Raw genomic sequence first — 24,691 nt, forward strand, 5'->3', positions numbered from 1 at the left:
CCGGTGTCATGCGACACGAGCCGCGACGAGAACATCGTCAACGGTACGCGGCCGCTGGTCAGTGCTCGTCGGCGACATTAGAATTCCTCTGCACCGTGGGTATCCGGCGGCGCGATTGCGGCGACGAGACCGTTCCCAGCGCCTGCCCTTGGAGGGGGTTCGATGCCAGCGAGACCAGCGACACCATCGAAACGGACCACAGTTCGGGTGGTTCGCGCCGCGATCGCCGGCTTGCTCATCGCGCTGGGCATCGGGCTGGGCGCGTTCAACGCCTGGTGGGTGGCACTGTTCATCGGCGTACCGCTGGTGTTCCTCGGTGTCGCGATCGGCCCTCGACCGTCGCGCATCTCCGAGCTCGGGATCTTCCGCCGGGGCCCTGATCGCAATGCGGTGGCGGTCCACGTGCACGCGCTCACCCGCAGCAGTCTGGCAACCGAGGACCTGCAACCGACGATGGTGAGCGCGACGGTGACCCCGCGCGACGACACGGAATACGAGGCCCGCTGGATCACCTCGATGTCCAAGGGCCATTTCCAGGCCCTGACCGCCCAACCCTTCACCACGATGCCGCCCGGCGAACTCCCCGCCCGTCGGAGCGGCGACGACGTGCCCGAGTTCGACGACCAGCCCGGACGCTGGGCCGTCATCTACCCCGCCGTCACCGTCGTCGCCCTGCTCGCTCTCCTGTTCGGTGTGGGACAGGCCTGGCACGTCGACGCCAAGCTTCCGTCGATCACCAAGGCCCTCGACCTCGGCGACGAGAAATCCGACTACACATCGCAATTACGCACAGCGCTCGAAACCATCACCGACGAGTTCGGACAGTCCGGTGCCGACAACATCCTGAGCATCCGCCTCTACGACACCCCCAGTTCGGATTATGCAACCGTCTTCGACCCGAACACCGGTGAGACGACCAACATCTGGATCGACGCGGCTCGAAAGTCGCCGACCACCGACACCCGCCGCAAGCCGAGCACCTTCACCGCGGCCGAACTCTCGTCGACCGACCTCACGTCGGTTGTGAACACGATGACGCGCCAGATCTCCCGGTTCGGCGGCGACACCGAGATCAGCAGCATCGACATCGAACGGCCCCGCAACGGCGACACCATCAGACCGGTGCTGATCAACGCGGACTTCGACGGCAACACCAAGATCGGAATCTCCGGCGTCACCATGCAGGCAACGCCCGACGGGACCGTCGCCGAATTCTTCGACCCCACCGATTTCGCCCGCTCGTTCGAGCTCATGCGGGCGGCACTGCTCAATGCGCGCATACCGCTCGACGATCCGGTGCTGACGCAGTTCAAGATTCGATCGTTCGCACCTGGAACCCCTTATGTGGGAAGCGCATTCAACAGCGGCGGCGTCCGCGTCGAATACAGGATGCCCACCCGCTACGGCGACCTCGAGATCGCTCCCGGACGGTTCCCGGAACTCACCGAGTACGAGGGTCGGAACTCAACTGACGGCTTCGCCTTCACCGACGTCTCGCTGCCGGTGTTCGAATCCGTCCGCGGTCAGGCGATCGCACGCGGGCAGGTTCCGCCCTACGACCAGGACGCGATCGATATCGAAATGCACGACCCGCCCTTCTTCGACGCCGACGACGCACAGGAGGCGGGCGGGCCACCCAGCCAATGGGCAATCAGCGTCAAGATCGCCAATGTCGCTGCGGCCGAAGGGATTTACTCCACTCAGGGAAAGTTCCTGCACGACGAGGCGTTCTAGTGTCGCGACATTAGTGTGTTGGCTCGCCGGCCTCGATCGCACGGCGCGTGACGGCTTTCAGTTCTTCGACTGCGGCTTCCGGAGGCCGCAACCCGCCTCGGTCGGCCATCGAGGTGACGATGTCACGGACCCGCCCGTAGTAGGTCGCCTGCTCGGCCGGTGTGGTGCTGCTGGCGGCATGCCGGTACAGCTTGAGCGCGGTGTCGAGATCTTCCTGGTCGCCCGGCTCGAGATAGCCCGAACCGACCTTCTTTCCGTAGGCCTCACAGGCGATCCAGGCGCGACGCAATGCGGCCACCGACTGCTGATAGGCGTCGGCACGGGATCGACTGCCGGGATAGCGATCGGTGCGCAGGGCGGTCGCGTCGTCGAGCGCCAGGTGAAAGTTCTGGGTCGTCTCGACGGTCACGTCCGTGATCGCCGGATAGCGCAAGAGGGCCGCGGGGTCGAGTTCGTAAGCGGCGTAGTCGCTCAGGACCTTGTCGTGACGCCGAGTGGCCTCCTCCCAGAGCCTCTCGGCAGCCTCGTCGGTGCCCGCATCGGCAATCCGCGGTCCGGGCGTGTCCTTCTGGTCGAACTCCTGTTCGCCAGACGTGGCCTTCCCGGATTCCCGCTTCTTCTCCGTCCGCTGCTTGGACGCAACCCTCTCGGGTGCTTGTTTTCGTAGCCGCCCGATCACCTCTGCCGCCGCCGGATCCGAGTCGATCACGGCAACCTTCCAGGTGTCCTTGCCGTCGACGTCGAAAACCATCGTCAGATGTTTCGCCCCGCGGACCCGCAGATCGCGGCCATCGCCGGACGATCCCGCGGTGGTGGTGTCTGCCGGACCTCCCAGGCTCACCGACACCAGACTGGTCAGGGGGTAGCCGGCGAGCTGATGATCCTCGTCGCCGACGTACACGGTGTCGTCGTCGACGGTGAGCAACACCGCTCCCCGGTCACCGAGGCGACCGAACGCAGCGACACCCAGCGAGACGGCGATCAACGCCGCGACCACCGTCGCCGTGACGATGCCGGACACATTCGCAATATTGAGGATCACCAGCGCGAACAACCCGAGCAGCATCGACAACCAGGCCGCCGAGGCGGCCCGATGATGGCGATTTGTCAGGTATTCAGTGCGGCAAGTGACCGAAACCATGCGAGTACCTCCGCTCACCCTCACCTCGGCCGAAGCGGTCGGCTACCGTTGTTTCCGTGAGTCTCCGCGCGCAAACTCGGCATGCCCGATCCCATCGAGTCCGGCGCCGCCCCAGCTTACGTGGCAGCGCCCGTCCTGGTGCCTCGTTGTTCGCGGCCTTCTGTCTCGGCTTTGCCGCCCTCGCGTTCGGCGCGTTCGGATCCGGTGGCGCGCACGCTGCGCCGGCTCCCCTGCTCGGCAAGCACTATTCATCGACGGCCGTCACCGGCACTCCCATCCCCGGGGGCGGACCGCTCGTCATCGACTTCCCGAGTGCTGGGCGTATCGCGCTCACTGCGGGCTGCAATCGACACATCGGTTCGGTGCGGATCGAAGGATCCACGATGCGGATCGGGCCGCTGATGTCGACCCGCATGGCGTGCCCGGGCCCGCGGGCCGGCGCCGACGCGTGGCTCGCGAACTTCACCAAGGCGCCGTTGAACTGGTATTCCGTGGGCCAAGCGCTGGTGCTGACGGGTCCGACCAATCAGGTATTGCTCACCGAAGGAGACTCATGACACCAGCACCTGCCGTCGTCACCGTGACGGGTGCCGCGGGCAGCATCGGCTACGCCGCGCTGTTCCGGGTTGCCGCGGGCGCCATGCTCGGTCACGACCAACCCGTTGCGCTGCGCCTGCTGGAACTGCCGCAGACCATCGCGGCGACCGAAGGCACCGCGATGGAACTCGAGGACGGCGCCTTCCCACTCCTGACATCGATCGACATCACCGACGATGCTCGACGCGCCTTCGACGGGGCGAATTTTGGGTTGCTGATCGGCGCCAAGCCGCGCAGCAAGGGCATGGAACGAGCCGACCTGCTGGCCGCCAACTCCGACATTTTCGCCCGCCAGGGGGCGGTGATCAACGACGTTGCTGCGCAGGACATCCGCGTGATCGTGGTCGGCAATCCCGCGAACACGAACGCAGCGGTCGCCGCCGCTCACGCTCCCGACGTTCCGTCGGAACGTTTCACGGCGCTCACCCGCCTCGACCACAATCGCGCCATCGCCCAGCTCGCCCGGCACACCGGCACACCGGTGGCCCAGATCAGTCGGGTTTCGGTGTGGGGCAACCATTCCGCAACCCAGTACCCCGACATCTTCCACGCCCGGGTGGGCGATCGCACCGGCGCCGAGATCGCCGAAGACCGCGACTGGCTCGTCGACGACTTCATCCCGACCGTCGCCAAACGCGGTACGGCGATCATCGAGGCACGCGGTGCATCGTCGGCCGCCTCGGCCGCCAACGGAGCCATCGACCACGTCCACGATTGGGTGCTGGGTTCACCGGACGGCGACTGGACGTCGGCAGCGCTGCCCTCCCCCGGTGTCTATGGCGTACCCGAGGGGTTGGTGTGCTCGTTCCCGGTTCGCGCGGTGAACGGCGAGTGGGAGATCGTCGAGGGTCTCGACATCAACGAGTTCTCCCGTGCGCGCATCGACGGCTCGGTTGCCGAGTTGCAGTCCGAGCTCGACGCGGTGGCTGCACTCGCGGATAGCTGACTCCCACACCGGATCCGCGCCGGAGCGCCTAAACTCGCTCCATGGCAAAAAAGGGCAGCGGCTCCAAGAAGGACACCTCGAAACCCGCGAAGATCCCCAACAAGATCTACGAGGCCGAACTTTTCCGGCTACAGACCGAACTGGTCTCGATGCAGGAGTGGGTCCGAGAGACCGGTGCACGCATCGTCGTCATCTTCGAAGGACGCGACGCAGCCGGCAAGGGCGGCACCATCAAACGCATCACCGAGTACCTGAGTCCTCGCATCGCACGGGTCGCGGCGTTGCCTGCCCCGACCGATCGTGAACGCGGACAATGGTATTACCAGCGCTACGTGGCTCACCTGCCTGCTCCCGGCGAGATCGTGCTGTTCGATCGATCCTGGTACAACCGTGCCGGAGTGGAGAAGGTGATGGGCTTCTGCACCCCCGAGGAGCACACTCGCTTCCTACGTCAGACCCCGATCTACGAGCAGATGCTCATCGACGACGGAATCCTGCTGCGCAAGTATTGGTTCTCGGTCTCCGACGAGGAGCAACTCCGACGCTTCCGCTCGCGGATGACCGACCCGGTGCGTCAGTGGAAGCTCAGTCCGATGGACCTCGAGTCGGTGTACCGCTGGGAGGAGTACTCCCGCGCCAAGGACGAGATGATGGTGCACACCGACACCGCGATGAGTCCCTGGTACGTCGTCGAATCCGACATCAAGAAGCACGCCCGCCTGAACATGATCTCGCACCTGCTGTCCACCATCGACTATCACGCCGTACCCCGACCCGAGGTGACATTGCCCAAGCACCCGATCGAGAGCGGCAACTATCACCGCCCGCCGCGGTCGTTGTCGAAGTACGTACCCAATCACGTCGACCAACTTCTCGGCGGTGACCACTGAACCGGTGAGTGCCCACGGATTCGACGGCATGTGGGTCGGCTTCTGCGAGTTCGACTACCTGCTCGGCGATGTCGGCTCGCTCAAGCACAAACGGTCGGTGATCCGCCCGATCGTCGCGGAACTCAAGCGTCGGTTCGAGATCACCGCGGCCGAGGTCGGTCACCTCGACGTTCACCGCCGAACGTTGATCGGCGTCGCTGTCGTGTCCGCTGATCGCGCTCACGTGGTGGACGTACTCGATGCCGTCGAACGGCATGCAGCTGCTCGCCCGGAGGTCGAGTTGCTGTCCGCACGCCGACGCGTCATCAATGCGGCCGACGTTTGACTCGAGGCCGCTCACCACTCCCGAGGTGCGAGCGAAGCGAACCCTCCTACCGCTCCGGGGCGACCTCAGCCGACGGTGGCGGACACGATCCCCGCGGCGACCGCCGCCTCCCGGTATGCGGCGGCAAGGCTCTGCACCGTTTCGTGCGCGTTGAGACCGCTCGGATTGGGCAGCACCCACAGCTGCGCGCCACCCAACGCCCCGTCCTGTCGTCCGCTGACCGCGCGCCGATCGTCAAAGGCGGTGCGGTAGGCCGTGATTCCGAGGATCGCCACCACCCGCGGGGCGACCTGCGCGATCCTGCGACGCAACTGCTCACCGCCCTCGCGCAGTTCGGCGGCGGTCAGCTCGGCTGCGGTCGCGGTGGCTCGCGCGACGATGTTCGTGATACCGACGCCGCGGTCAAGGAGGAGCCCTCGGTCCGCGTCGGAGTACCCGTGCGACGCGTCGATCAGACGGTCGACAATGCCGGCCTGCACCAACGCGGGGTAGAACCGGTTGCCCGGCCGTGCGAAATGAGCCCCGGTCGCTGCTGTCCACAGTCCCGGATTGATTCCGACCATGAGCAGCCGGCAGTCGTCGCCGACCAGGTCGTCGACTTCCTCACCCGTATGAGCGAGCAGTTCGGCCCGCGTGAAACCCACTCGTTCAACCCTCTTCGCAGTCGGTGTCCTCTCACTCGGACGTTACGTCACCCGGCACCACCTCAGAAGCACCGCCGCACTTCGTCGGGTATGCCCGAGTGCCCGGCGGGATTACACTCAGCGGCGATGACCCGGCCCTCGTACACAGTTCTCGGCGGACTCGGCGCGCAGATCGATGCCGCGGCCGTCGAACTCGGCACGCGCAAACAGCGGATGACGCTTGCCCAACTGATCCTGGCCGAGGGCGCACCGGTGAGTGCCGACCGCCTGATCGTCGGCGTGTGGGGCGACGCTCCCCCGGATCGGGCGGAAGTGTCTCTGCAGGCGTACATCTCGGGTCTGCGCAAGGCACTCGAACCCGATCGCAAACCGCGCGCACCGTCCACCGTATTGCTCACCCATGGTTCGGGCTACAGCCTGCCCACCGACGACGACCAGGTCGACGTGCGGCACCTGGTCACCCGGATCACGCGTGCACGCGAACTCCTCCGGCACGACGACCCGGCCGGCGCGGCGGCCCTGCTGCGCGAGGTCCTCGCCGACTATCGTCCCCTGCTACCCGAATTCGAGGGTCTCGGGTTCCGCGACGAGGCCGCCGCACACCTCGAGCGGTTGGTCGACGCCGCACGCGAACTCTCCTTCGAGGCCCGGATGGCGATCGGCGACCACCGGCTCCTTCTATCCGAACTCGAGCAGGCGTTGCAGCGCTCGCCTCTCGATGAGGGTCTGTGGGTGTTGCTCGCGACCGCACGCTATCGGCTCGGGCGGCAATCCGACGCGTTGGGCGCCATCGCCGAGGCGCGACGCATCCTCGCCGACGAGATCGGCGTCGATCCCGGTCCGCGCCTGCGTCAACTCGAGCGCGACATCCTCGACCACGCACCACATCTCGACGCGCCGGTATCCTCGACGCCCAGCCCAGCCACACAGTCCCGTGATTCGGCGGTCCCGACCGCCCAACCGGACGATGCGGAGGGCGACGCGGCAGCGACCCCGGCGGCGTCGAATCTGGTGGGTCGCACCGACGAACTCGCGGCCCTGCACCGCGCCGTCCTGATGTCGTTGGCCGGGCCGGGCGGCGTGGTGGTCGTCGAGGGGGAACCCGGCGCGGGCAAGACCGCGCTGATCGATGAAGCCGCCAAGCGCGCGTTGCATGCCGCAGACCTGAGCGTGCTGTGGGGACGCTGCGTCGAAGACGTGGCGGCGCCGTCGATGTGGCCGTGGGTCCAGATCCTGTCGTCGGTCCTTGCGCGGCTGGATCCGGACGATCTGCCCGTCCTCCTCGACAGCGATCTGGGCCGGATGGTCACCCAGGGCGCCAACGTGATCCCGCCGCCGCGCGAAATGCCCGACGCGGCCGCACGATTCCAGTTCTACGATCAGGCCGCAGATCTACTGGACCAAGTCGCCCAGCGCAGGCAGTTGATCATCGTGCTCGACGATTTGCAGTGGGCCGACGGCGCGTCCCTGGAACTGTTCGCGCACATGGCAAACCGCCGGACGTCCGGGGTGACCTTCTTCGCCTCGGTCCGCAGCGCAGCGTCACTGCGACCCGTCGTCGAACAGACATTGGCAACCCTCGCTCGCTTACCCGAACACCGTCGCCTCGAGGTCGGTGCGCTCGGAGCCGACGACATCTCCGAGTTGATCCGCCGCGAGACCCGGGAATGGCCGACGGTGAACACCGTGGATTCGATCGCCAAACGCACCGGCGGCAATGCCTTCTTCGTCCGTGAGCTCGCGCTGATCCTCGCCGACCGCGGATCGATCGCCGACAACGCGGTGCCCTCGGGAGTCCGTGACGTGGTGCGGCAACGCGTGCGCGACATGCCCACCGACACTGCAACTCTGCTCGATGTGGCCGCGTCGATCGGCAGTCGTGTCGATGTGGCCCTGCTCGCCGATGCCGCCGGCCGGGAGATCGACGGCACGCTCGAGTCGCTGGAAGTGGCAACGGCCGCGGGCGTGATCGAGAGCGACCCAGACGATCCGTTCGGATTCTCCTTCACCCACGACCTCATCCGTGAGGCGATCGTCGCGGGGATCGGCTCGGTCAGGAGCCGTCGAATCCACCTCGCGGTCGCCGACGCACTCGATCGCACCGGCTCACCGAACCGCATCACGCGAGTGGCACGGCACCTGTGGGCGGCAGGACCACTCGCAGACCGCGCACGAACGTCCGCCGCACTGCTCGCCGCGGGACAACTCAATCTGCGCACATACGATTTCGAGGGCGCCGTCCGGAATCTGACGGACAGCTCAACCCTCGCCCGCGCGATCGGCGACGAACAGGCCGAGATGTCGGCCATCACCATGCGACTCGCCGCCGACGTCGCACAGAACGGATACTTCTCGGCCGACCACGCACTCACCGAACGGGCGCGCGAGCTCGCCGAACGACTCGGCGACGAGCGGCTTCTCGCCAATCTCGATTACGCGCGATGCGCTGCGCACCTCCAGATCGCCGACGTCGCCACCGGACATCGGCTCGCCGAGGATCTGCGACGCAGGGCGCAGGGTTCCGACGACCCGACCGTCGTCCATCTCGCCATGCATGTCAGTGCGATCGATGAGTTCAACCGCGGCAACATCGGTGCGGCACACCGGCTTCTGGAACGCTACGCACCGCTCGATACCGACGTGGACGGGATCCGACCCGACCAGATGATCCTCGCCCGTGGCTTTCGCGCCTGGGCGGCGACGCTCCACGTGGACGCGACGACCGGGCGTGAGGAGTTCCGGGCGATCGACCTGCGCCAGACCGATCCGGTGGGGCGGCTGGGCGTTGCGATTTTCGCCGCGAGCGCGGCGGCGATGATCGGCGACACCTCCTGGGCCGCCGATGCAGGCCGACGCCTTCTGGACGCGAGCGGCCAGGGCCCCCTCGAGTATCTGCGCAACGGCGGTGAGCACATGTACTGGTGGGCGCGCGCGATGCAGGGTGACGTCGAGGAGGCATTGGCCGCGATCGACCGGCTCACCACACCCAACGACCAGGCACGGACCGGCGCGGGCTTCTGGTACGGGCTCTATGCGGAGATGCTGGTCGCGGCCGATCGCCTGATCGACGCCGGCGCCGTGCTGGCGGAGGCCGAGTCGTTTGCGGATATCACCGGCGAGCGTTACGCCGACGCCCATCGACTACTCGTCGACGCCACTCTCCAACGGGCGCGCGGAGCAGACAACCCGTCGATCAGCACACTCCTGACCAGGGCACGGGGCGTCGCCGTCCGGCAGGAATGCACCGAGCTCGTCACGCGTATCGATCGGACCGCGAGCTCCTGGGGCTGTTCGGCCGGCTGATCGGCAATCGACGAACGCCACCCACTTGGCGTTTGGCGTGGGGAGGCCAAGTCGGAGTGAACACCCCCTACGCGAATCGCCACCCACTTGGCGTGGGGAGACCAAGTCGGAGTGAACAACCCTGCGCGGGCCGACACCCACTTGGCTTGGGGAGACAAGTCGGCCACAAGTGCGTCCCAAGAACCGTTGGCGAAGGTTGTTCTCGAGCCGGTGACCAGCCGGAGAAGCAACCAGCGTCGGCCCTGCCGGCCGACCCCAACGTCAGGAATACCACGTCATGTCGATCGAGCTGAACAACCCTTCCAACCCCGAGTCCGTCCTCTCCGTCCGCACCCAGAACTCGGTTCTCGCCGACCTGCGCGACCGCATCGCCGGCGCGGTCTACGGACCTGGCGAACCGGGTTACGACGCCGCTCGCAGCGGCTTCAATCTCCTCGCCGACCATCGGCCCGCGGTGATCGCGGTACCCGCCAACCCGTTCGACGTCGTCGAGGCGGTCCGTTTCGCGGTCGACGAGGATCTGCGGGTGGCGGTTCTGGCGACCGGACACGGACCGGGTGCGGCCGCCGACGGCGCACTGCTCATCAACACCTCGCACCTGGATTCAGTGTCCGTCGATCCGGTCAACCGCACCGCAACCGTCGCGGCAGGCGTCAAGTGGGGCCCGGTACTCGAGGCTTCCGCAGCGCACGGGCTGGCCCCGCTGCTGGGGTCGTCCACCGATGTCGGCGCTGTCGGCTACACCCTGGGTGGCGGCTTCGGCTGGCTGGGCCGGCACTACGGCCTCGCCTCCGACGCGGTCCGGTCTTTCGACCTCGTCACCCCCGCCGGTGAAGCCCTCAAGGTCAGTGCCGATGCACACCCGGACGTCTTCTGGGCGCTCAAGGGCGGCGGCGCCGGCAGCCTGGGCGTCGTGACCTCGATGGAGATCGACCTCTTCCCTGTCGCCACCGTCTATGCGGGCAATCTGTTCTATCCGGCGTCGGACGCCGCGGCGGTGCTGCGTCGCTTCCGCGAGTGGGCGCCTGCGCAGTCGGACGAGCTGACCTCGGCGGTGACGTTGATGAACTTCCCGCCGCTCGACATCGTCCCCGAGCCGCTGCGTGGACAGAGCTTCGTGATGTTCCGTGGTTGCTGGTCGGGTGACATCGACGCCGGCAAGGACGTCGTCGACGAATGGCGGCGCTGGAAGACCCCGGAGATCGACATGTGGGGCGAGCTTCCGTTCGCCGCCGCAGACGCCATCAGCATGGATCCGACCGACCCGATGCCCGCGATGGTGACGACGGAGTGGTGCAACGACATCGCCGACGGTGCGATCGACGTGATCACCTCCAACGTCTTGCCGCGACCGGGCGCCATGCCGCTCATCCTGTTCGCCGAGTTCCGGCACGCCGGCGGCGCGATCGCGGCGCACGCCGCCGAGGCGGCCAACGACCGTGGTCGCTGCGACGAGTTCCTCCTGGAGATGGGTGCGATCGTGCCCGATCCACACGTCGGACTGGCGGTCGAATCGGCGCTGCGGCTCACTCGACGTGCCCTCGAGCCGTACGTGACCGGTGCCGCCTACCTGAACTTCACGGAGTTCGAGGAGCGTGCTGATCGCTCGGCGTCGGCGTTCAGCGAGATCCACCGGCAGAAGATCGCTGCGATCAAGACCGACCTCGATCCGCAGAACAGGTTCTGCCACGGAACCGTGTTGTCCTGAAACCCCGCGCAGGACAGCGGCGAGACAGGGCCCGGTGACCCCCACCGGGCCCTGTCGTCGTCGCACCGGCAGTCTCGACGCCCCGGAAGCACCTGCGGAAAGTAGGGGAAGAAGCTTCCTCCCCTACCCTTGGAGTCCTCCCCCAGAAAATTCTCGCGGACGACTATGAACCCCGGGGAAGAAGCTCTTCCCCTAGATTTTGTGGGCACCGCGCGATCGTGTTTCCCCAGGTCATAAGGGTGGTTGCCGAACACTTCGGGTCAGACACGCATGATGGACGAATGCAATCCGATCCGGAACGGCCGACGGTCCTCGTGGTGGACGCCGCCAATGTGGTGGGTTCGGTCCCCGACGGGTGGTGGCGCGACCGTCGGGGCGCCACCGAACGGTTGCGCGATCGGCTCGCCGGGCCTGCCGGCGACGGACTCGCGGAGGTTCCGGGACCGCTGGACGTGATCCTCGTCGTCGAGGGTCGTGCCCGTGGTGTCACCGCGACCCCGACGGTCAGCGTCATCGAAGCGCCCGGCTCCGGCGACGACGCCATCGTCGAATACGTTGCCGCCCAGGGCGACCGGAATGTGGTTGTGGTGACTGCCGACCGTGAGCTGAAAAGCCGCGTCCACCAACTCGGTGCGCGAACACTGGGTCCGTCGGTCCTGACCCGCTGACGCGAGTGCCTCGACGCCCATACGATGGGTGTCGACCGGTCGGTTCGGGGGATGCACACGCAGATCCGACACCACCTCATGGCGAGGAGCGGCAATGGCCACCACCGTGGCAGAGATCATCGTCGAGCGGTTGAAGGACGCCGGAATCGCTCGCGTATACGGGATTCCCGGTGATTCGCTCAACGGGTTCACCGACGCACTTCGGACCGACGCCACCATCCGGTGGCAGCACGTGCGGCACGAGGAGGGCGCCGCGTTCGCGGCGTCGGCCGAGGCTGCGCTCACCGGAGAGTTGGCGGTGTGTGCCGGGAGTTGCGGCCCGGGCAATCTGCACCTCATCAACGGGCTCTACGACGCGCAACGGAGCCGGGTTCCGGTCCTCGCGATCGCCGCGCATATCCCGGCACCCGAGATCGGCAGCGGGTATTTCCAGGAAACCCACCCCGAGCAACTCTTCCGGGAATGCAGTTCGTATTGCGAGATGGTCAGCACACCCGAGCAGATGCCGCGCCTCCTCGACATCGCCATGCGTACGGCGGTCGAGGAGCGTGGGGTGGCGGTCTTGGTGATACCGGGCGAGACGTTCCTGGAGAAGTGCGCCACGCGGCGCTCGGGGGCTCCGATCCGCGCCATCGACAGGGTCGTGCGGCCCACCGATGCCGACCTCGCGCGCGCCGCCGACATCCTGAACCGCTCGGAGCGGGTGACCATTCTGGCCGGGGCGGGTGTCGCAGGTGCGCACGACGAGGTCGTCGCACTCGCCGCAGCCCTGCAGGCACCGGTTGTGCATGCCCTGCGCGGCAAGGAGTTCATCGAATACGACAACCCCTTCGACGTCGGAATGACGGGCCTGCTCGGGTTCTCGTCGGGCTACCGCGCGATCGAGAAGTGCGACACGCTCCTGATGCTCGGGACCGATTTCCCGTACCAGCAGTTCTATCCGTCGAAGGCCACGATCATCCAGGTCGACATCCGGGGTGAACAGATCGGCAAACGCTGCCCTGTCGACCTGCCGCTGGTCGGGAGTGTGCGCGACACCATCGGACCGCTTCTCGACCGGATCGACCCCAACCGGGACAAGACCCATGCGGCGTCTGCTCGCGAGCATTACGCAAAGGCCCGCGTCCGCCTCGACGATCTCGCGGTCAACGACCGCAACCGCGCGCCGATTCATCCCCAGTACCTGGCCCGTCTGGTGAGCGAGAAGGCGACGGACGACGCGGTGTTCATCCCCGACGTCGGTTCTCCGGTGGTGTGGGCAGCGCGGTACCTCGAGATGAACGGCGCGCGGCGACTCATCGGCTCCTTCACCCACGGTTCGATGGCCAACGCGGTCTCCCAAGCGGTCGGGGCGCAATCGGCCTATCCGGGCCGCCAGGTGATCGCACTGGCCGGCGATGGCGGCCTCGCCATGCTGCTCGGCGAGTTGCTCACCATCACGCAGAACAGGCTGCCGGTGAAGATCGTGGTGTTCAACAACTCCTCGCTGAACTTCGTCGAGGTCGAGATGAAGGCAGCCGGTTTCGTGAATTTCGGCACGGACCTGGTCAATCCCGACTTCTCGGCGCTCGCCCAGTCCATCGGCATCCTCGGGCGTCGCGTCGAGCAGCCCGACCACCTCGATGCCGCGGTCACCGAGATCCTGGCCCACGACGGCCCGGCCCTGCTCGACGTGGTGACCGCACGACAGGAGTTGTCGATCCCACCCACCGTCACCGCCGCCCAGGCAAAGGGGTTCACCCTCTATGCGTTGCGCACCGTGATGTCCGGGCGCGGCGACGAACTCGTCGACCTCGCCGAGACCAACGTGTTCCGTCGACTCTTCGATTGAGCACCATGACCGGCGAATGGGCGATCGCCACGACGATCGCCGAGCTGGCGACACACGAAAGTGGTCGCATCATCGTGGGATTCACCGGACCGCCCGGTGCGGGTAAGACGACCATGGCCGGGCGCGTTGCCACCCTCCTCGCCCGGAGGCTCGGCCCCGACGCGGTGGGCTACCTGCCCATGGACGGATTCCACCTGTCGAACGCCGTGCTCGAGCGCCTCGGCCGCCGCGATCGCAAGGGTGCGCCCGACACGTTCGACGTTCATGGTTTTGTGGCCACACTTCGTCGAATCACCGACGCGGACACCGTGGTCTACGTTCCGGGATTCGACCACGCCGCAGGCGAACCCATCGCCGCCCAGCTGGTCATCCCAAGCGATGCGCAGGTGGTGGTCACCGAAGGCAACTATCTGGGGCTCGACGCCGGCTGGGCCGCGGTGCGGCCGCTGCTCGCCCTGCTCTACTACGTCGACGCGCCCGACGAGGTGCGGACCGCGCGTCTCCTGAAACGCCATGTCGCGGCCGGCAAGACACCCGAACAGTCACGCGCGTGGATCGATGACGCCGACCGGCCCAACGCGACGATGATCGCCGCGACCCGGGACCGCGCAGACGCCGTCATCGACAACGCGGCAGGTCACTCCGCTCGCGAGAACGCCGACGCCCGCGCCACCTGATCGGCGGTGACCGCTACGCCGGTATAGCGCTCGAACTGTCGCGCGGCCTGCAGTGCGATCACCTCGGCGCCGGTGACCACCTGCTTGCCCGCCGCTCGTGCCGTTGTGATGAACGGCGTTTCGGCAGGAAAGGCGACGACGTCGAAAGCTGCGCGTGCCGCGCCTATCTGCTCGGCGGAGAAGGCCAGCGACGATTCGTCTGCACCACTCATCCCCAACGGCGTGACGTTGACCAGGATGACGTCGGCAGGATCGGGTTCGGTTGCCGTGTGCGCATACCCGTACTTGTCGGCGAGCGCCGAACCGGCCTCCACGTTTCGCGCCACCACGGTCAGATTCTCGAAGCCCGCCCCGCGGAACGCCGCGACCACCGCTTTGGCCATGCCCCCCGATCCGCGCACGACGACCGGGATTCCCCGATCCAGCGAATGCTCGTCGATCAACTGCGCGACCGCTTCGTAGTCGGTGTTGGACGCCACAAGGCGACCATCCTCATTGACGATCGTGTTGACCGACTCGATCGCCGACGCCGACTCCTCCATCTCGTCGACGAGGTCGATGACGGCCTCCTTGAACGGCATCGACACCGACGCGCCCCGGATGCCGAGCGCACGCACCCCGCGGATCGCGCCTTCGATGTCGTCGGTGCCGAACGCCTTGTAGATGAAGTTGAGACCGAGCTCGTCATAGAGGTAGTTGTGAAAGCGGGTACCGATGTTCGACGGACGGCCCGACAATGAGATGCACAGGGTCATGTCCTTGTTGAGGATCGGCATTCGATGCTCCGTCTCCTGGCCGCCATCACGGCCTGCGTTGGGATCCCCCCGCCGACCACCGTACCCACGCCACGACAATGTGAGGACCGCAGATGATCAGCCGCCACCTTTCCGTTGTCGTTCCCGGGATCACCGCCGACGCGGTGTACCGATTCGCCGGCGACCCCGACAACCTGCCGAGCTGGGCGGCCGGACTCGCGAGCGGCGTCCGGCGCGACGGTGAGCTGCTCGTCGTGGATTCACCGATGGGCAAGGTGACTGTCCGCTTTGCCGAGTCCAACGCATTCGGAATCCTCGACCACGAGGTCCGACTGCCCGACGGCACAGGTGTCGACAACCCACTACGCGTGCTGTCGCATCCTCTGGGTGCCGAAGTGGTGTTCACGGTTCGCCAGCGCGACCTGTCCGATGAGGACTTCGACACCGATTGCGCTGCGGTGCAAGCCGACCTCGACCGACTGCGAGGCCTGCTGGTCGAGTGACGTCGTGATCAAGTGTCCCCAGATCGAGTTTCACCGTCACCCCTGATCACCGCTTCAGCCAACTCGCTGCGCCTTCGACCCCTGAACGCCAGAATGTGACTCACACCACATCGCTCCGCGTCGATCGACGACGGGTGCATTGATGAGAAGGGCCGAAGCCATGGGTCGCTCCACTACCGATCAGATCGATGTCCTGGTTGCCGGCGGCGGTCCGGTGGGCCTGACCGCCGCGATCGAGTTGCGGCGCCGCGGAGTGCGGGTGCGCATCGTCGACCCGCTCGACAGTGCTCCCCAATACGCCAAAGCCGTTGGCGTGCAGCCACGCACTCTCGAGGCGTTCGAGCAGATGGGCGTCCTCGGCCAGGTTCTCGACGCAGCCATCGAGATGCACGGCCAGATCGTGTTTCTCAACGGCGAGCAGGTGTCTCGGGTCGAACTGTCTGTGCCCCCCGACATTCCGTTCCGATTCTGCTTCATCCCGCAGTACGCCACCGAGCGCATACTCACCGAACGGCTCACCTCGCTCGGCACGACGATCGATCGCGAGGTCCGGCTCGACGGATTCACCCAGGACGCCGACGGCGTGACCGCCACCTTGTCGGGTCCCGACGGCCACGAAACAGTCCGGGCCCAGTACCTGATCGGATGCGACGGCGCGCACAGCACGGTGCGCAAGACCCTCGGACTGACCTTCGAAGGCGGAGCGTTCGTCGAGCAGTACATGCTCGGTGACGTGGCGGTCGACTGGTCTCTGCCCCGCGGATTCGCTGTGCGTTCGGTTCACCGGTCCGAAGGTGGCGACGACGGACTCGTGTGTATTCCGCTACCGGGCCGGGGTCGCTACCGTGCGTCGATGCTTGTCCCCGACGAGTTGTCGGCCGATGCCGATCAGGGCGATGGCGTCGCCCACGGATTCGAGGGATCCAGGCGGCCCGAGTTGCACCACATCCAGACGGTTTTCGACCGGTTGGCACCCGAGCCCGCCACGGTGTCGGACATGCGGTGGTCGTCGGTGTTCCGCATCAGTCATCGAATCGTCGACTCTTACGGGCGTGGAAGGGTTTTCGTCGCCGGCGATGCCGCCCACATCCATCCGCCCACCGGCGCACAGGGCATGAACACCGGTATCCAAGATGCCCACAACCTTGCCTGGAAGCTGGCGCTCGCGGTCGCCGGCGACGCGGCGGACGGCCTCACCGACAGCTACGACGCCGAGCGACGACCGGTCGGCGAGGAGGTGGTCGGCCGCACCGTGCGCAACGCACGGCAAGGCATCGATACGGCCACGACCGACCCCGACCACCTCATGCGCAGGGAGGGGCAACTCCTGATCGACTACGCCGGCAGTCCCATCGTCGGTGACGCGCCCACGGCAACCGAGGGACCTCACCCGGGGCAGCGGGCGCCGGACGCAGCCGGCCTGACGCGCGAGGTGGTCAACTTCGGCCTGCGATTGTTCTCGGCCCTCGACCGCACACAGCATTCGGCAGTGCTGTACGCGGACAGCACGTGCGGTGCGGCCGAGGTGGCGGCTCTCGAACTGTGCGCCGCCGAGGTGGTTGCCGCAGCGCGGGGCAGGATCGATGTGCATGTGGTGGCGGCTCCAGCGGCCCAAGTCGGCACCACGATTCTCCCGTTGCTGCGCGATTCCGAAGGTCTCTTCGCCGACGCCTACCGCCCGGACGGGCCAACGGTGTTCGTCATTCGTCCGGATGGATATCTCGGCTACCGGGGCCCGCTGTCGAACGTCACGGCCACCCTCGCCCACCTGAGATCGACATTCGCCGAGTCCGCCACCGACCCGGCTCGCGAGAGCGCCACCGCGACAACGTAATCTCGGCGCATGTCGATTCCTGAGGTCGCGCAGCGTGCGCGACGCGCTGCGGGGCGCGTGGCCGGCACGACGATGGCACGCACGCTCGGCATCGGCGAGGTCATCTACCTGATCGCCCCCACCGGCTACCCGAACTACGGCGACGAACTGATCGCTCGGACGTGGCTGCGCCATCTGGCTCGGGTTCGTCCGCGCGCCACCGTCGTCGTCGACTGTCATTCGCCGGGACAGGCGTCGCTGCTGCACCGCGGCATCCACCCCCACACGCTGTTCGTGGATACGCTGTGGCAGTTGTCGGAGTTCGCCGCAGCCGCACCCAAGGATTCCGACGACGGCCCCGACCCGGACCAGCCGTGGACGTGGATGGCCTCGACCGTCACCGACCCCGGTCGCTCACCACGGCTGAGCGCGGGAATCGAGATCCTCAATCGCGCGTCGACGATCCACCTCCTCGGCGGCGGCTACGTCAACAAGGTGTGGCCGCAGCACGTTTCGCTTGTTGCCGCCGCTGCGGCGGTCAGTCGGGCCACCGGTGCCACCGCGGTGGCCAGTGGTCAGGGATTGATTCCCTGCCTGGATGAACCGGCGTGGACGGCGTTGGTCGATGCGGCCGGCGCCTTCTCGGTGTTCGACGTCCGCGACGATGCATCCGCCGATGCGCTGACCGCGGTGCCACACGCGACCAATTCCGGTGACGACGCATGGCTTTCGCTGCACCGGCCCGCGTCGAATGTGTACCGCCGGATGTGGAAGGACCGCGGCGTCGTCCTATGCCTGCAGTCCGACCTCACCGACGAGTTCCGCGGACCCGAGTCGACCGGAGTCGCCGCACTCACCGATCTCGTCCGATCGACTCTCGACAAGTGGGATGTCGCCGGCAGCGATGTCACCGTCATCGAGGGAATCCCTGGCTACGACAACGAGGTCGCCCACCGTCTCGGCGACCGCCTCGACGGCGCCACCAGGATCCCGTTCCGCGATGTCTGGATGTACGGCTTGCCTGCCGGCGAGGGGCAGACCTGGATCAGCACGCGTTTCCACCCACATCTGATGGCGGCAGCGGCCGGCGATTCGGGCGTGGCCATTGTCCCGATGCCCGAGTACTACTCGACCAAACATCGGTCGCTCACCGATCTGGGTTCGGCGTGGACGGTCGTCGACGACGGCACCACCGTTCCCGACCGGCCCTTCCGCGGCGGCTTCACCCCCGACGACCGGCAGCGCGCGATCGACGCGAAGACCGCGCTGGCCAAACGCATCTACCCCGACTCCCCCAGCCGGTCGCTACGCCGCGGCTGAGCACCCGGGTGGTTGAGTAGCGACATGCGAGCGAAGCGCCCTCCTTTGCTCACTGAGGTGCGCCCTTCGATACGCTCGCAGGCTCGCTACTCAGGACCCGCGAAGCGAGCCTCGAAGGGTCGTGGTGAGAGGACCATGTCGTCTCACCAGGGGCTTCGAGGCTCGTCGCTTGCGCTCCTCACACCACAGCCATCGGATTGGGCTTCGAGCGTCGCGCCGTTGCTCGCGATGACGTCGGCGTACCAGTGGAATGACTTCTTGCGTGTGCGAGTGAGTGTCCCAGTTCCGTCGTCGTTGCGGTCGACGTGGATGAAGCCGTAGCGCTTGGACATCTGCGCGGTGGACGCGCTGACGAGGTCGATCGGACCCCACGTGCAGTAGCCCAGCACGTCGACCCCGTCCCGGATCGCTTCACCCACTTGGACCAGATGATCGTTCAGGTAGGCGATGCGATAGTCGTCGACGACGGTCGGCCCGTCGGGACCGTCGACCAGGTCGTCGTGGGCGCCCAGACCGTTCTCGACGATGAACAGCGGCTTGTTCCAGCGATCCCAGAACTGGTTCAGAATCACACGGAGACCGCCGGGATCGATCTGCCATCCCCAGGCGGACTCGGCGAGGTGCGGGTTGGCCACCCCGCCCATCAGATTACCTTCGCGTGCAATGCGTTTGGCGGGGTCGGCGGTCTCGCACACACTCATGTAATAGCTGAACGAGACGAAGTCCACCGTGTGCTCGGCCAGCAGTTCACAGTCGGTCGGGGTGACCTCCAGCTCGATCCCGTGGTCGCGGAAGTACCGCTGCGCGTACCCGGGATAGCGTCCTCGCACGTGGACATCGGAGAACATGAGATTGGCATGGTCGGTCTCCAGCGCGGCGAGCACGTCGGCGGGATCGGGAGTCAGCGGATACACCGGATCCCCGAGCACCATGCATCCGACGCGGATGTCGGGGCCGGCCTCGTGACCGATCTTGGTGGCGAGCGCACTCGCCACCAATTCGTGGTGGATCGCTTGGTACAACTGAGTTTTCGACAACTCGGCGGCGGGCGTGTTGATTCCCCCGGACATGAACGGCGCGTGCAGAACCGAGTTGATCTCGTTGAACGTCAGCCAGTACCGCACGCGATGTCCGTACCGGGAGAAGAGAACCCGCACATACCGCTCGAACAGTCCGATGACCTCGCGGGAGATCCAGCCGTCAAAGCGATCGGCGATGGCCAGCGGTGTCTCGTAGTGCGAAATCGTCACGAGTGGTTCGATGCCGTGACGTTCGAGTTCGTCGAGCACGCGGTCGTAGAACGCGAGCCCGTCCTCGTTCGGATGCTCGTCGTCGCCGTTCGGGAAGATTCGGCTCCAGGCGATCGAGAACCGGAATACCGTGAAGCCCATCTCCGCGAACAGGGCGACGTCGTCGGCGTACCGGTGGTAGAAGTCGATGGCGGTCTGCTTGAGATTGTCGGATGTCGGTGCGGGCGTGCGAGGTTCGAGAATCCCGCGCGGCAAGACGTCTTGGATGGACAGGCCTTTGCCACCTTCGTCGAAGGCTCCCTCGATCTGGTTGGCAGCGGTCGCGCCGCCCCAGAGGAACCCGTCGGGAAATGGTGTCGACTCAGTCATCGTCGCCACTCACCGATTCCACCGCGGCGCTGAATTCTTCCGAGGAGTAGAACGGCGCCAACCGTCGTCGCAACACGTCGTCGAGAAGTCCTCGCTCATCGAGGGTGTCGAGAACCGGTGGTCCGAACCGCAGACCCTCCTCGATGAGATCGTCGCGCCCGATGCCCAATTCGGCGAGCAGGTCGGCCAGGCTCGTCTCGCCGTATTTGTCGAACACGTGCGCAATCCCTTCGTCCAACAGCGCGCGGAAATATGCGGTGTCGCGGAAGGACTTCCAGAATTCGAAGACGGCCACCACCCCGTCTTCGACGTCGTCGGCGGTCACCAGCTCGCGAAAGGTTCCCACGGACTCGGTGGCATTGCGACGCCACACCTCGCGAGCGGCGTCCACGAGCGCGACGTCACCCTGCGCGGCGCCCAACACGAAATGCATGCCGGCCCTGGTGGCCTGTTCCACCCCACGTTCGACGACGGGCATCGCCGGGGTCACCACCCGCGACAGACCCCCGCGCAGGAACCCGACGACCCCCGTGCGGCCTCCCCCGTCGGCCCCCTGGGTGACCGCATCGTCGACCGCCCGCACGACGACCTCGACGAAGATGTCTTCGGTCACCGGGTCGGTGAGGATCCGCTGCAGCACGCGCTGCACGACGTCGAGATCGGCGATCGTGACGAGCAGATCATCGAACTCGCGGACGTCGAGGACCTCTGCGACCGCGACCTCGTCGTTCACCCGATGACGGTACAAGCGCGCGGCGATCTCGCCGACGAGTTCGGGGATGGCGCCCTCGACCGGCAGTTGTACCGCGTACTTGTAGGCGGTGTCCTGAATGCGGACCGGCGTCACCACCTCGCCAAGAGTGAGTTGCCCGGCGTCGGCGAGAAAGTGGTCGATCTCCTCGGCGACCAGGTCGCCGAACATGTCGCCGTCGCGCAGTTGCCTTTTGGCGAAAGCTATCTGTGCTTCGAGGAGCGCATCGGCGAGTTCGGTCATGCCACCAGCCTCGCACACATCCGGCAGCCCACCCATCAGCTCAACGCAAACGCCCCACCCGTCGGGCCGGCAGATCTGGCCGACGAGCGACCACCGATGTCCCGTCCGATCCACACGTCGGGAGTCAGCTGACGGTATTCGTGCAGGCTGATGGGAACACCCCCGAAATCAGCTCGGAAGTCCGCGGCGTACACAGGTTTCCGGTCGATCCTGGAGATGGTTCGAACGAGGGCACCCCCGGCGTCGCGGCCCCACAGATAATCCTTGTAGACCCATGGGCCGCCGTTGGCCCCCGTGGTGAATGTCAGCGTCTTGCCCAGGAGGTTCTGCGTGCGGGAACCCGCGCGCGCAGCGTCATAGGGCACCGCCTTGCCGTTTACCTGGAAAACCGGTAGCAACGCGATGGACAACGTGCCCTTCGGTGCCTCGCCGAGTGGTGCGGAACGAAACAGACTCATGATCTGTTGGCTGGTACAGCGATTGAGCAACGCATCGACGGTGGCTGCCTTGTCATCGGCACGCACGACGCAATCTCGACCGATCGATGACGGCGCCGCATGGGCCGTCGAAGCCGCTGTGAGACCGACGACACTGCTTACGATCGCCGTCACCATCATCCCGAGCTTTCTGAGTCTCATACCCGCAGTCAACGCGCTGGAGCGGCATCTGACAACTCAGATCGCTGAATCCTCGCTTTGACGAAACAAATTGAGCATCAACAACTTCGGTAGAGCGATCCTGGGGCGCCAGCCCACGTCAACCAACGCGACTCAGATCGGTACGGAGCAGCATCACGTTGTAGTCACTCCATCGGGAGGCGTTGAAGTACAGCTCGGACCCGGTCCCCTTCAGAGCCGGAGACTGCGGGAGCATCATCGGCGCGTACAGCACGATTCGGCCGGACGGCACGAGTGTCTTTCGCGCACCCCACGGCCCTTGCGGGTGGTCGGCGGTGCGCAGCGTGATCTCGTTGTCGCCGTCGAGCATCACGTACTTCTTGAGGTACGGGCTCCACGACACGGACAACTCGGTCACCGGGGCGGGAATGACGACCGCCTCGCCCATGGCGTTCAGATCGTCGATCCACGTCGTGCCGTTCCAGTACTGATACCGGTCGAGGGCCGCGATGTCCTCGGGTTTGAATCTGGCCAGGAAGGCTGCGCCGAATCGTCCGTTCGGCGTGCCGAATTGGTAGATGTAGTCCTTCTCGTCGGCGTTGTCGGGACGGCCGCGGGTGTAGGCGTTCTGCTGGAACTTGCCGTTGTTGACGGCCACGTCCGGAAACGGCGGCGACGGTAGATCAAGGGTCACCGGCGCGTTGACCCGGATGGTGTCACCGGCGTTTTCCCAAGTCTGTCCGTTGTTGTCGGAGTAGGCGATCTGGGAGAAGTTGGTGACCCAGTTCCCGGCACTCCCCCACGAGCGGACCGACATGTAGTTGATGTACTGCCGGAAACCACCGCCGGGTCGAGGAAGTGAGATCGCGGCGGTCGGGATCTTGGTGACCTCGATGTAGTCGACACCGAGCGCGGGAATCAGTTCCTGGGCGAAGTTCGGTTGGCCGGCGGCGATGACCGTACCCGAGTTCTGATCCCCCGCAACACCGTTCGGCACGGTGATCCCGTCGATCATCCGCGTGTCGTTGGTTCGGAGCAGTACGTTGTGCCGCCACTGTTGCCCGGTGGCGTTGCAGTTGCCGAAGGTGTCGCCGAAGGCCATCAGGGTCTGGCCGGACCCGTTGTCCCAGCTGATCCCGAGATCTGTTCCGGAGATGGCGAATCGGCTGTAGGTCCGGTTGATGCTGAGCGGCCCTGTCAACCATGCGACGGTGCGCGTGCTGGCACTGATGAATGGCGGCAGCGGACCCTGGGGTCCGATGTTGGGGACGTTGGAGCTGCCCAGCCCACTCGAACCGGCAGAACCGCTGGAACCCAGGGACCCGGTCGACGAGCCACTCGACCCCAGTTGACTGGAACCGAATCCGCCGTTGCCGCACGGCGACGCGAGGGCCGGAGCGGCCGAATGAGTGGTGGCCAGAGCCGAGGCGGTGAGGGCAAGAGCACCGACGAGCGCGACGCGTGCAGTCCTGACGAGAATTCTGCGCACTACCCGACCTCCGCGCGTGACTGGTGTTGCTGGTGTGACTAGTGAGGCTATTGTGACGATCCATCATCACCAGCGAGGCATCACAAGGTCACGATCCGGTACCACCCAGATGGAATGCGTCGCACCGATCGTCGGTTGTAGGCGGCATGAGAGCCGTCGTCGTCACCCAACCAGGCCCACCGGACGTCCTTCAGATCCGGGACGTGCCGACCCCGAAGCCCACGCCCGGCCAGGTCCTCATCCGTGTCGAGGCATTCGGACTCAACCGGTCCGAACTCCACTTCCGTCGCGGAGTGGCCGACAACGGCACTTTCCCCCGGATCCCCGGCATCGAGGCGACCGGAGTGGTGGCGGACTGCCCCGGTGGCGAATTCGAGGTCGGCACCCAGGTGGTCACATTGATGGGCGGGATGGGGCGCGAGTTCGACGGCGGGTACGCGGAGTACACGTGCGTGCCCGCGTCCAACGTCATCGCCTTTGACAGCGATCTACCCTGGGCCACCCTCGGCGCCATACCTGAGATGCTTCAGACCGCCTACGGATCGCTGACCACCGGGGTCGACGGCCACAAGGGTCAAACCCTGCTGATCCGCGGCGGAACATCGTCGATCGGTTTGGCGCTGGCGGTTCTCGCCCGACGACGCGACATGCGCGTCATCTCCACCACTCGGCAGGAGTCGCGCCGAGAGTTTCTCGAGCAGCATGCCGATCACGTCGTCATCGACGACGGCGACATCGCCGACGAGGTACGAGCGCTCACCGATGGCGGCGTGGACGGAGCCGTGGAGTTGGTGGGCGCCAACACCCTTCGCGACACCTTGCGTGCGACGCGAACCCACGGGGTCGTCTGCTTCACCGGCATGCTGTCCGACCAGTGGACGATCCCCGATTTCTACCCGATGGACTACCTACCGAACGGCGTACGTCTGACGGCATACGGCGGGTCGGCCACCGATCTCCCGCCGGCCGTCCTCCAGGACTTCATCGACGACGTCGCAACGGGCACGATCAGCGTTCCGGTCGCGAAGACCTACCGGCTCGATGAGATCGTCGAAGCGCACACCGACATGGAGAACGGCGCGCTCACGGGTAAGGGTGTGGTCCTGACCCGCTGATC

21 protein-coding genes are annotated in these 24,691 nt (G+C 66.3%); 14 read left to right on the forward strand and 7 right to left on the reverse strand.

Annotated elements, in window-relative coordinates; all coding sequences use genetic code 11:
* The first annotated feature begins 162 nt into the window (after positions 1-162).
* On the forward strand, positions 163-1,734 hold the full coding sequence (locus tag ABZW74_RS00760; RefSeq protein WP_355272909.1) for a hypothetical protein: 1,572 nt from the start codon (positions 163-165) through the stop codon (positions 1,732-1,734).
* 10 nt (positions 1,735-1,744) lie between these two features.
* On the opposite strand, the gene ABZW74_RS00765 is transcribed toward ABZW74_RS00760, so the two are convergent.
* Complete coding sequence (locus ABZW74_RS00765) at positions 1,745-2,875, reverse strand: hypothetical protein (RefSeq protein ID WP_240857169.1); 1,131 nt, start codon at positions 2,873-2,875, stop codon at positions 1,745-1,747.
* A gap of 146 nt (positions 2,876-3,021) precedes the next feature.
* Here ABZW74_RS00765 and ABZW74_RS00770 point away from each other — a divergent pair, with 146 nt between their 5' ends.
* The 4 genes from ABZW74_RS00770 to ABZW74_RS00785 are packed head-to-tail and all read left to right on the forward strand — an operon-like array spanning position 3,022 to position 5,633.
* Positions 3,022-3,432 carry an META domain-containing protein gene (locus tag ABZW74_RS00770; RefSeq protein ID WP_240857170.1) on the forward strand — a complete coding sequence of 137 codons (411 nt, stop codon included), beginning with the start codon at positions 3,022-3,024 and terminating at the stop codon, positions 3,430-3,432.
* Complete coding sequence (locus tag ABZW74_RS00775) at positions 3,429-4,418, forward strand: malate dehydrogenase (RefSeq protein WP_240857171.1); 990 nt, start codon at positions 3,429-3,431, stop codon at positions 4,416-4,418. The genes ABZW74_RS00770 and ABZW74_RS00775 overlap by 4 nt, the downstream gene beginning before the upstream one ends.
* Before the next feature lie 41 nt (positions 4,419-4,459).
* Positions 4,460-5,308, forward strand: coding sequence for a polyphosphate kinase 2 (gene ppk2, locus ABZW74_RS00780; protein ID WP_240857172.1), 849 nt, complete (start codon positions 4,460-4,462; stop codon positions 5,306-5,308).
* Positions 5,309-5,336: 28 nt separating this feature from the next.
* On the forward strand, positions 5,337-5,633 hold the full coding sequence (locus ABZW74_RS00785) for a DUF503 domain-containing protein (protein ID WP_240857202.1): 297 nt from the start codon (positions 5,337-5,339) through the stop codon (positions 5,631-5,633).
* A 65-nt stretch (positions 5,634-5,698) separates the two neighbouring features.
* Here ABZW74_RS00785 and mug read toward each other — a convergent pair whose 3' ends face one another.
* The gene (mug, locus tag ABZW74_RS00790; protein WP_240857173.1) at positions 5,699-6,277 is read right to left on the reverse strand and encodes a G/U mismatch-specific DNA glycosylase; all 579 of its coding nucleotides are present in this window, start codon (positions 6,275-6,277) and stop codon (positions 5,699-5,701) included.
* Positions 6,278-6,403: 126 nt separating this feature from the next.
* Here mug and ABZW74_RS00795 point away from each other — a divergent pair, with 126 nt between their 5' ends.
* The 5 genes from ABZW74_RS00795 (at position 6,404) to ABZW74_RS00815 (ending at position 14,464) form a co-directional block, all read left to right on the forward strand.
* Positions 6,404-9,580: an AAA family ATPase gene (locus tag ABZW74_RS00795; RefSeq protein WP_355272914.1), complete on the forward strand. Its 3,177-nt coding sequence runs from the start codon at positions 6,404-6,406 to the stop codon at positions 9,578-9,580.
* A gap of 277 nt (positions 9,581-9,857) precedes the next feature.
* Complete coding sequence (locus ABZW74_RS00800; RefSeq protein WP_355272917.1) at positions 9,858-11,288, forward strand: FAD-binding oxidoreductase; 1,431 nt, start codon at positions 9,858-9,860, stop codon at positions 11,286-11,288.
* Between the two features lie 281 nt (positions 11,289-11,569).
* Positions 11,570-11,956: a hypothetical protein gene (locus ABZW74_RS00805; protein ID WP_355272920.1), complete on the forward strand. Its 387-nt coding sequence runs from the start codon at positions 11,570-11,572 to the stop codon at positions 11,954-11,956.
* Between the two features lie 94 nt (positions 11,957-12,050).
* Positions 12,051-13,787, forward strand: coding sequence for a ubiquinone-dependent pyruvate dehydrogenase (gene poxB, locus ABZW74_RS00810; RefSeq protein ID WP_355272922.1), 1,737 nt, complete (start codon positions 12,051-12,053; stop codon positions 13,785-13,787).
* Between the two features lie 5 nt (positions 13,788-13,792).
* Positions 13,793-14,464: a nucleoside/nucleotide kinase family protein gene (locus ABZW74_RS00815; RefSeq protein WP_355273026.1), complete on the forward strand. Its 672-nt coding sequence runs from the start codon at positions 13,793-13,795 to the stop codon at positions 14,462-14,464.
* Here the strand turns inward: ABZW74_RS00815 and ABZW74_RS00820 are convergent.
* Positions 14,425-15,240 carry a shikimate 5-dehydrogenase gene (locus ABZW74_RS00820; protein WP_240857178.1) on the reverse strand — a complete coding sequence of 272 codons (816 nt, stop codon included), beginning with the start codon at positions 15,238-15,240 and terminating at the stop codon, positions 14,425-14,427. The two genes, ABZW74_RS00815 and ABZW74_RS00820, sit on opposite strands and share 40 nt — an antisense overlap.
* Before the next feature lie 92 nt (positions 15,241-15,332).
* On the opposite strand from ABZW74_RS00820, the gene ABZW74_RS00825 reads away from it, so the two are divergent.
* From ABZW74_RS00825 to ABZW74_RS00835, 3 genes are all read left to right on the forward strand, one after another.
* Positions 15,333-15,722 (forward strand): SRPBCC family protein, encoded by a 390-nt coding sequence (locus ABZW74_RS00825; protein ID WP_355272925.1) that lies wholly within the window; start codon positions 15,333-15,335, stop codon positions 15,720-15,722.
* A 142-nt stretch (positions 15,723-15,864) separates the two neighbouring features.
* Positions 15,865-17,556: an FAD-dependent monooxygenase gene (locus tag ABZW74_RS00830; protein ID WP_355272928.1), complete on the forward strand. Its 1,692-nt coding sequence runs from the start codon at positions 15,865-15,867 to the stop codon at positions 17,554-17,556.
* A 9-nt stretch (positions 17,557-17,565) separates the two neighbouring features.
* The gene (locus ABZW74_RS00835; RefSeq protein WP_355272931.1) at positions 17,566-18,855 is read left to right on the forward strand and encodes a polysaccharide pyruvyl transferase family protein; all 1,290 of its coding nucleotides are present in this window, start codon (positions 17,566-17,568) and stop codon (positions 18,853-18,855) included.
* 143 nt (positions 18,856-18,998) lie between these two features.
* Here ABZW74_RS00835 and ABZW74_RS00840 read toward each other — a convergent pair whose 3' ends face one another.
* From ABZW74_RS00840 to ABZW74_RS00855, 4 genes are all read right to left on the reverse strand, one after another.
* Positions 18,999-20,474 (reverse strand): glycoside hydrolase family 1 protein, encoded by a 1,476-nt coding sequence (locus ABZW74_RS00840; RefSeq protein WP_355272934.1) that lies wholly within the window; start codon positions 20,472-20,474, stop codon positions 18,999-19,001.
* Positions 20,467-21,468, reverse strand: coding sequence for a hypothetical protein (locus ABZW74_RS00845; RefSeq protein WP_355272937.1), 1,002 nt, complete (start codon positions 21,466-21,468; stop codon positions 20,467-20,469). Before ABZW74_RS00845 ends, ABZW74_RS00840 begins: the two co-directional genes overlap by 8 nt.
* Before the next feature lie 35 nt (positions 21,469-21,503).
* On the reverse strand, positions 21,504-22,085 hold the full coding sequence (locus tag ABZW74_RS00850) for a hypothetical protein (RefSeq protein ID WP_355272940.1): 582 nt from the start codon (positions 22,083-22,085) through the stop codon (positions 21,504-21,506).
* Positions 22,086-22,224: 139 nt separating this feature from the next.
* Positions 22,225-23,574 carry a DUF4185 domain-containing protein gene (locus ABZW74_RS00855; RefSeq protein ID WP_355272943.1) on the reverse strand — a complete coding sequence of 450 codons (1,350 nt, stop codon included), beginning with the start codon at positions 23,572-23,574 and terminating at the stop codon, positions 22,225-22,227.
* A gap of 146 nt (positions 23,575-23,720) precedes the next feature.
* On the opposite strand from ABZW74_RS00855, the gene ABZW74_RS00860 reads away from it, so the two are divergent.
* A complete protein-coding gene (locus ABZW74_RS00860) occupies positions 23,721-24,689 on the forward strand; it encodes a zinc-binding alcohol dehydrogenase family protein (protein WP_355272946.1) in 969 nt (322 codons plus the stop codon).
* Positions 24,690-24,691: the final 2 nt, after the last annotated feature.

The sequence above is a fragment of the Gordonia sp. NPDC003585 genome (assembly GCF_040610755.1).
GTDB lineage: Bacteria > Actinomycetota > Actinomycetes > Mycobacteriales > Mycobacteriaceae > Gordonia.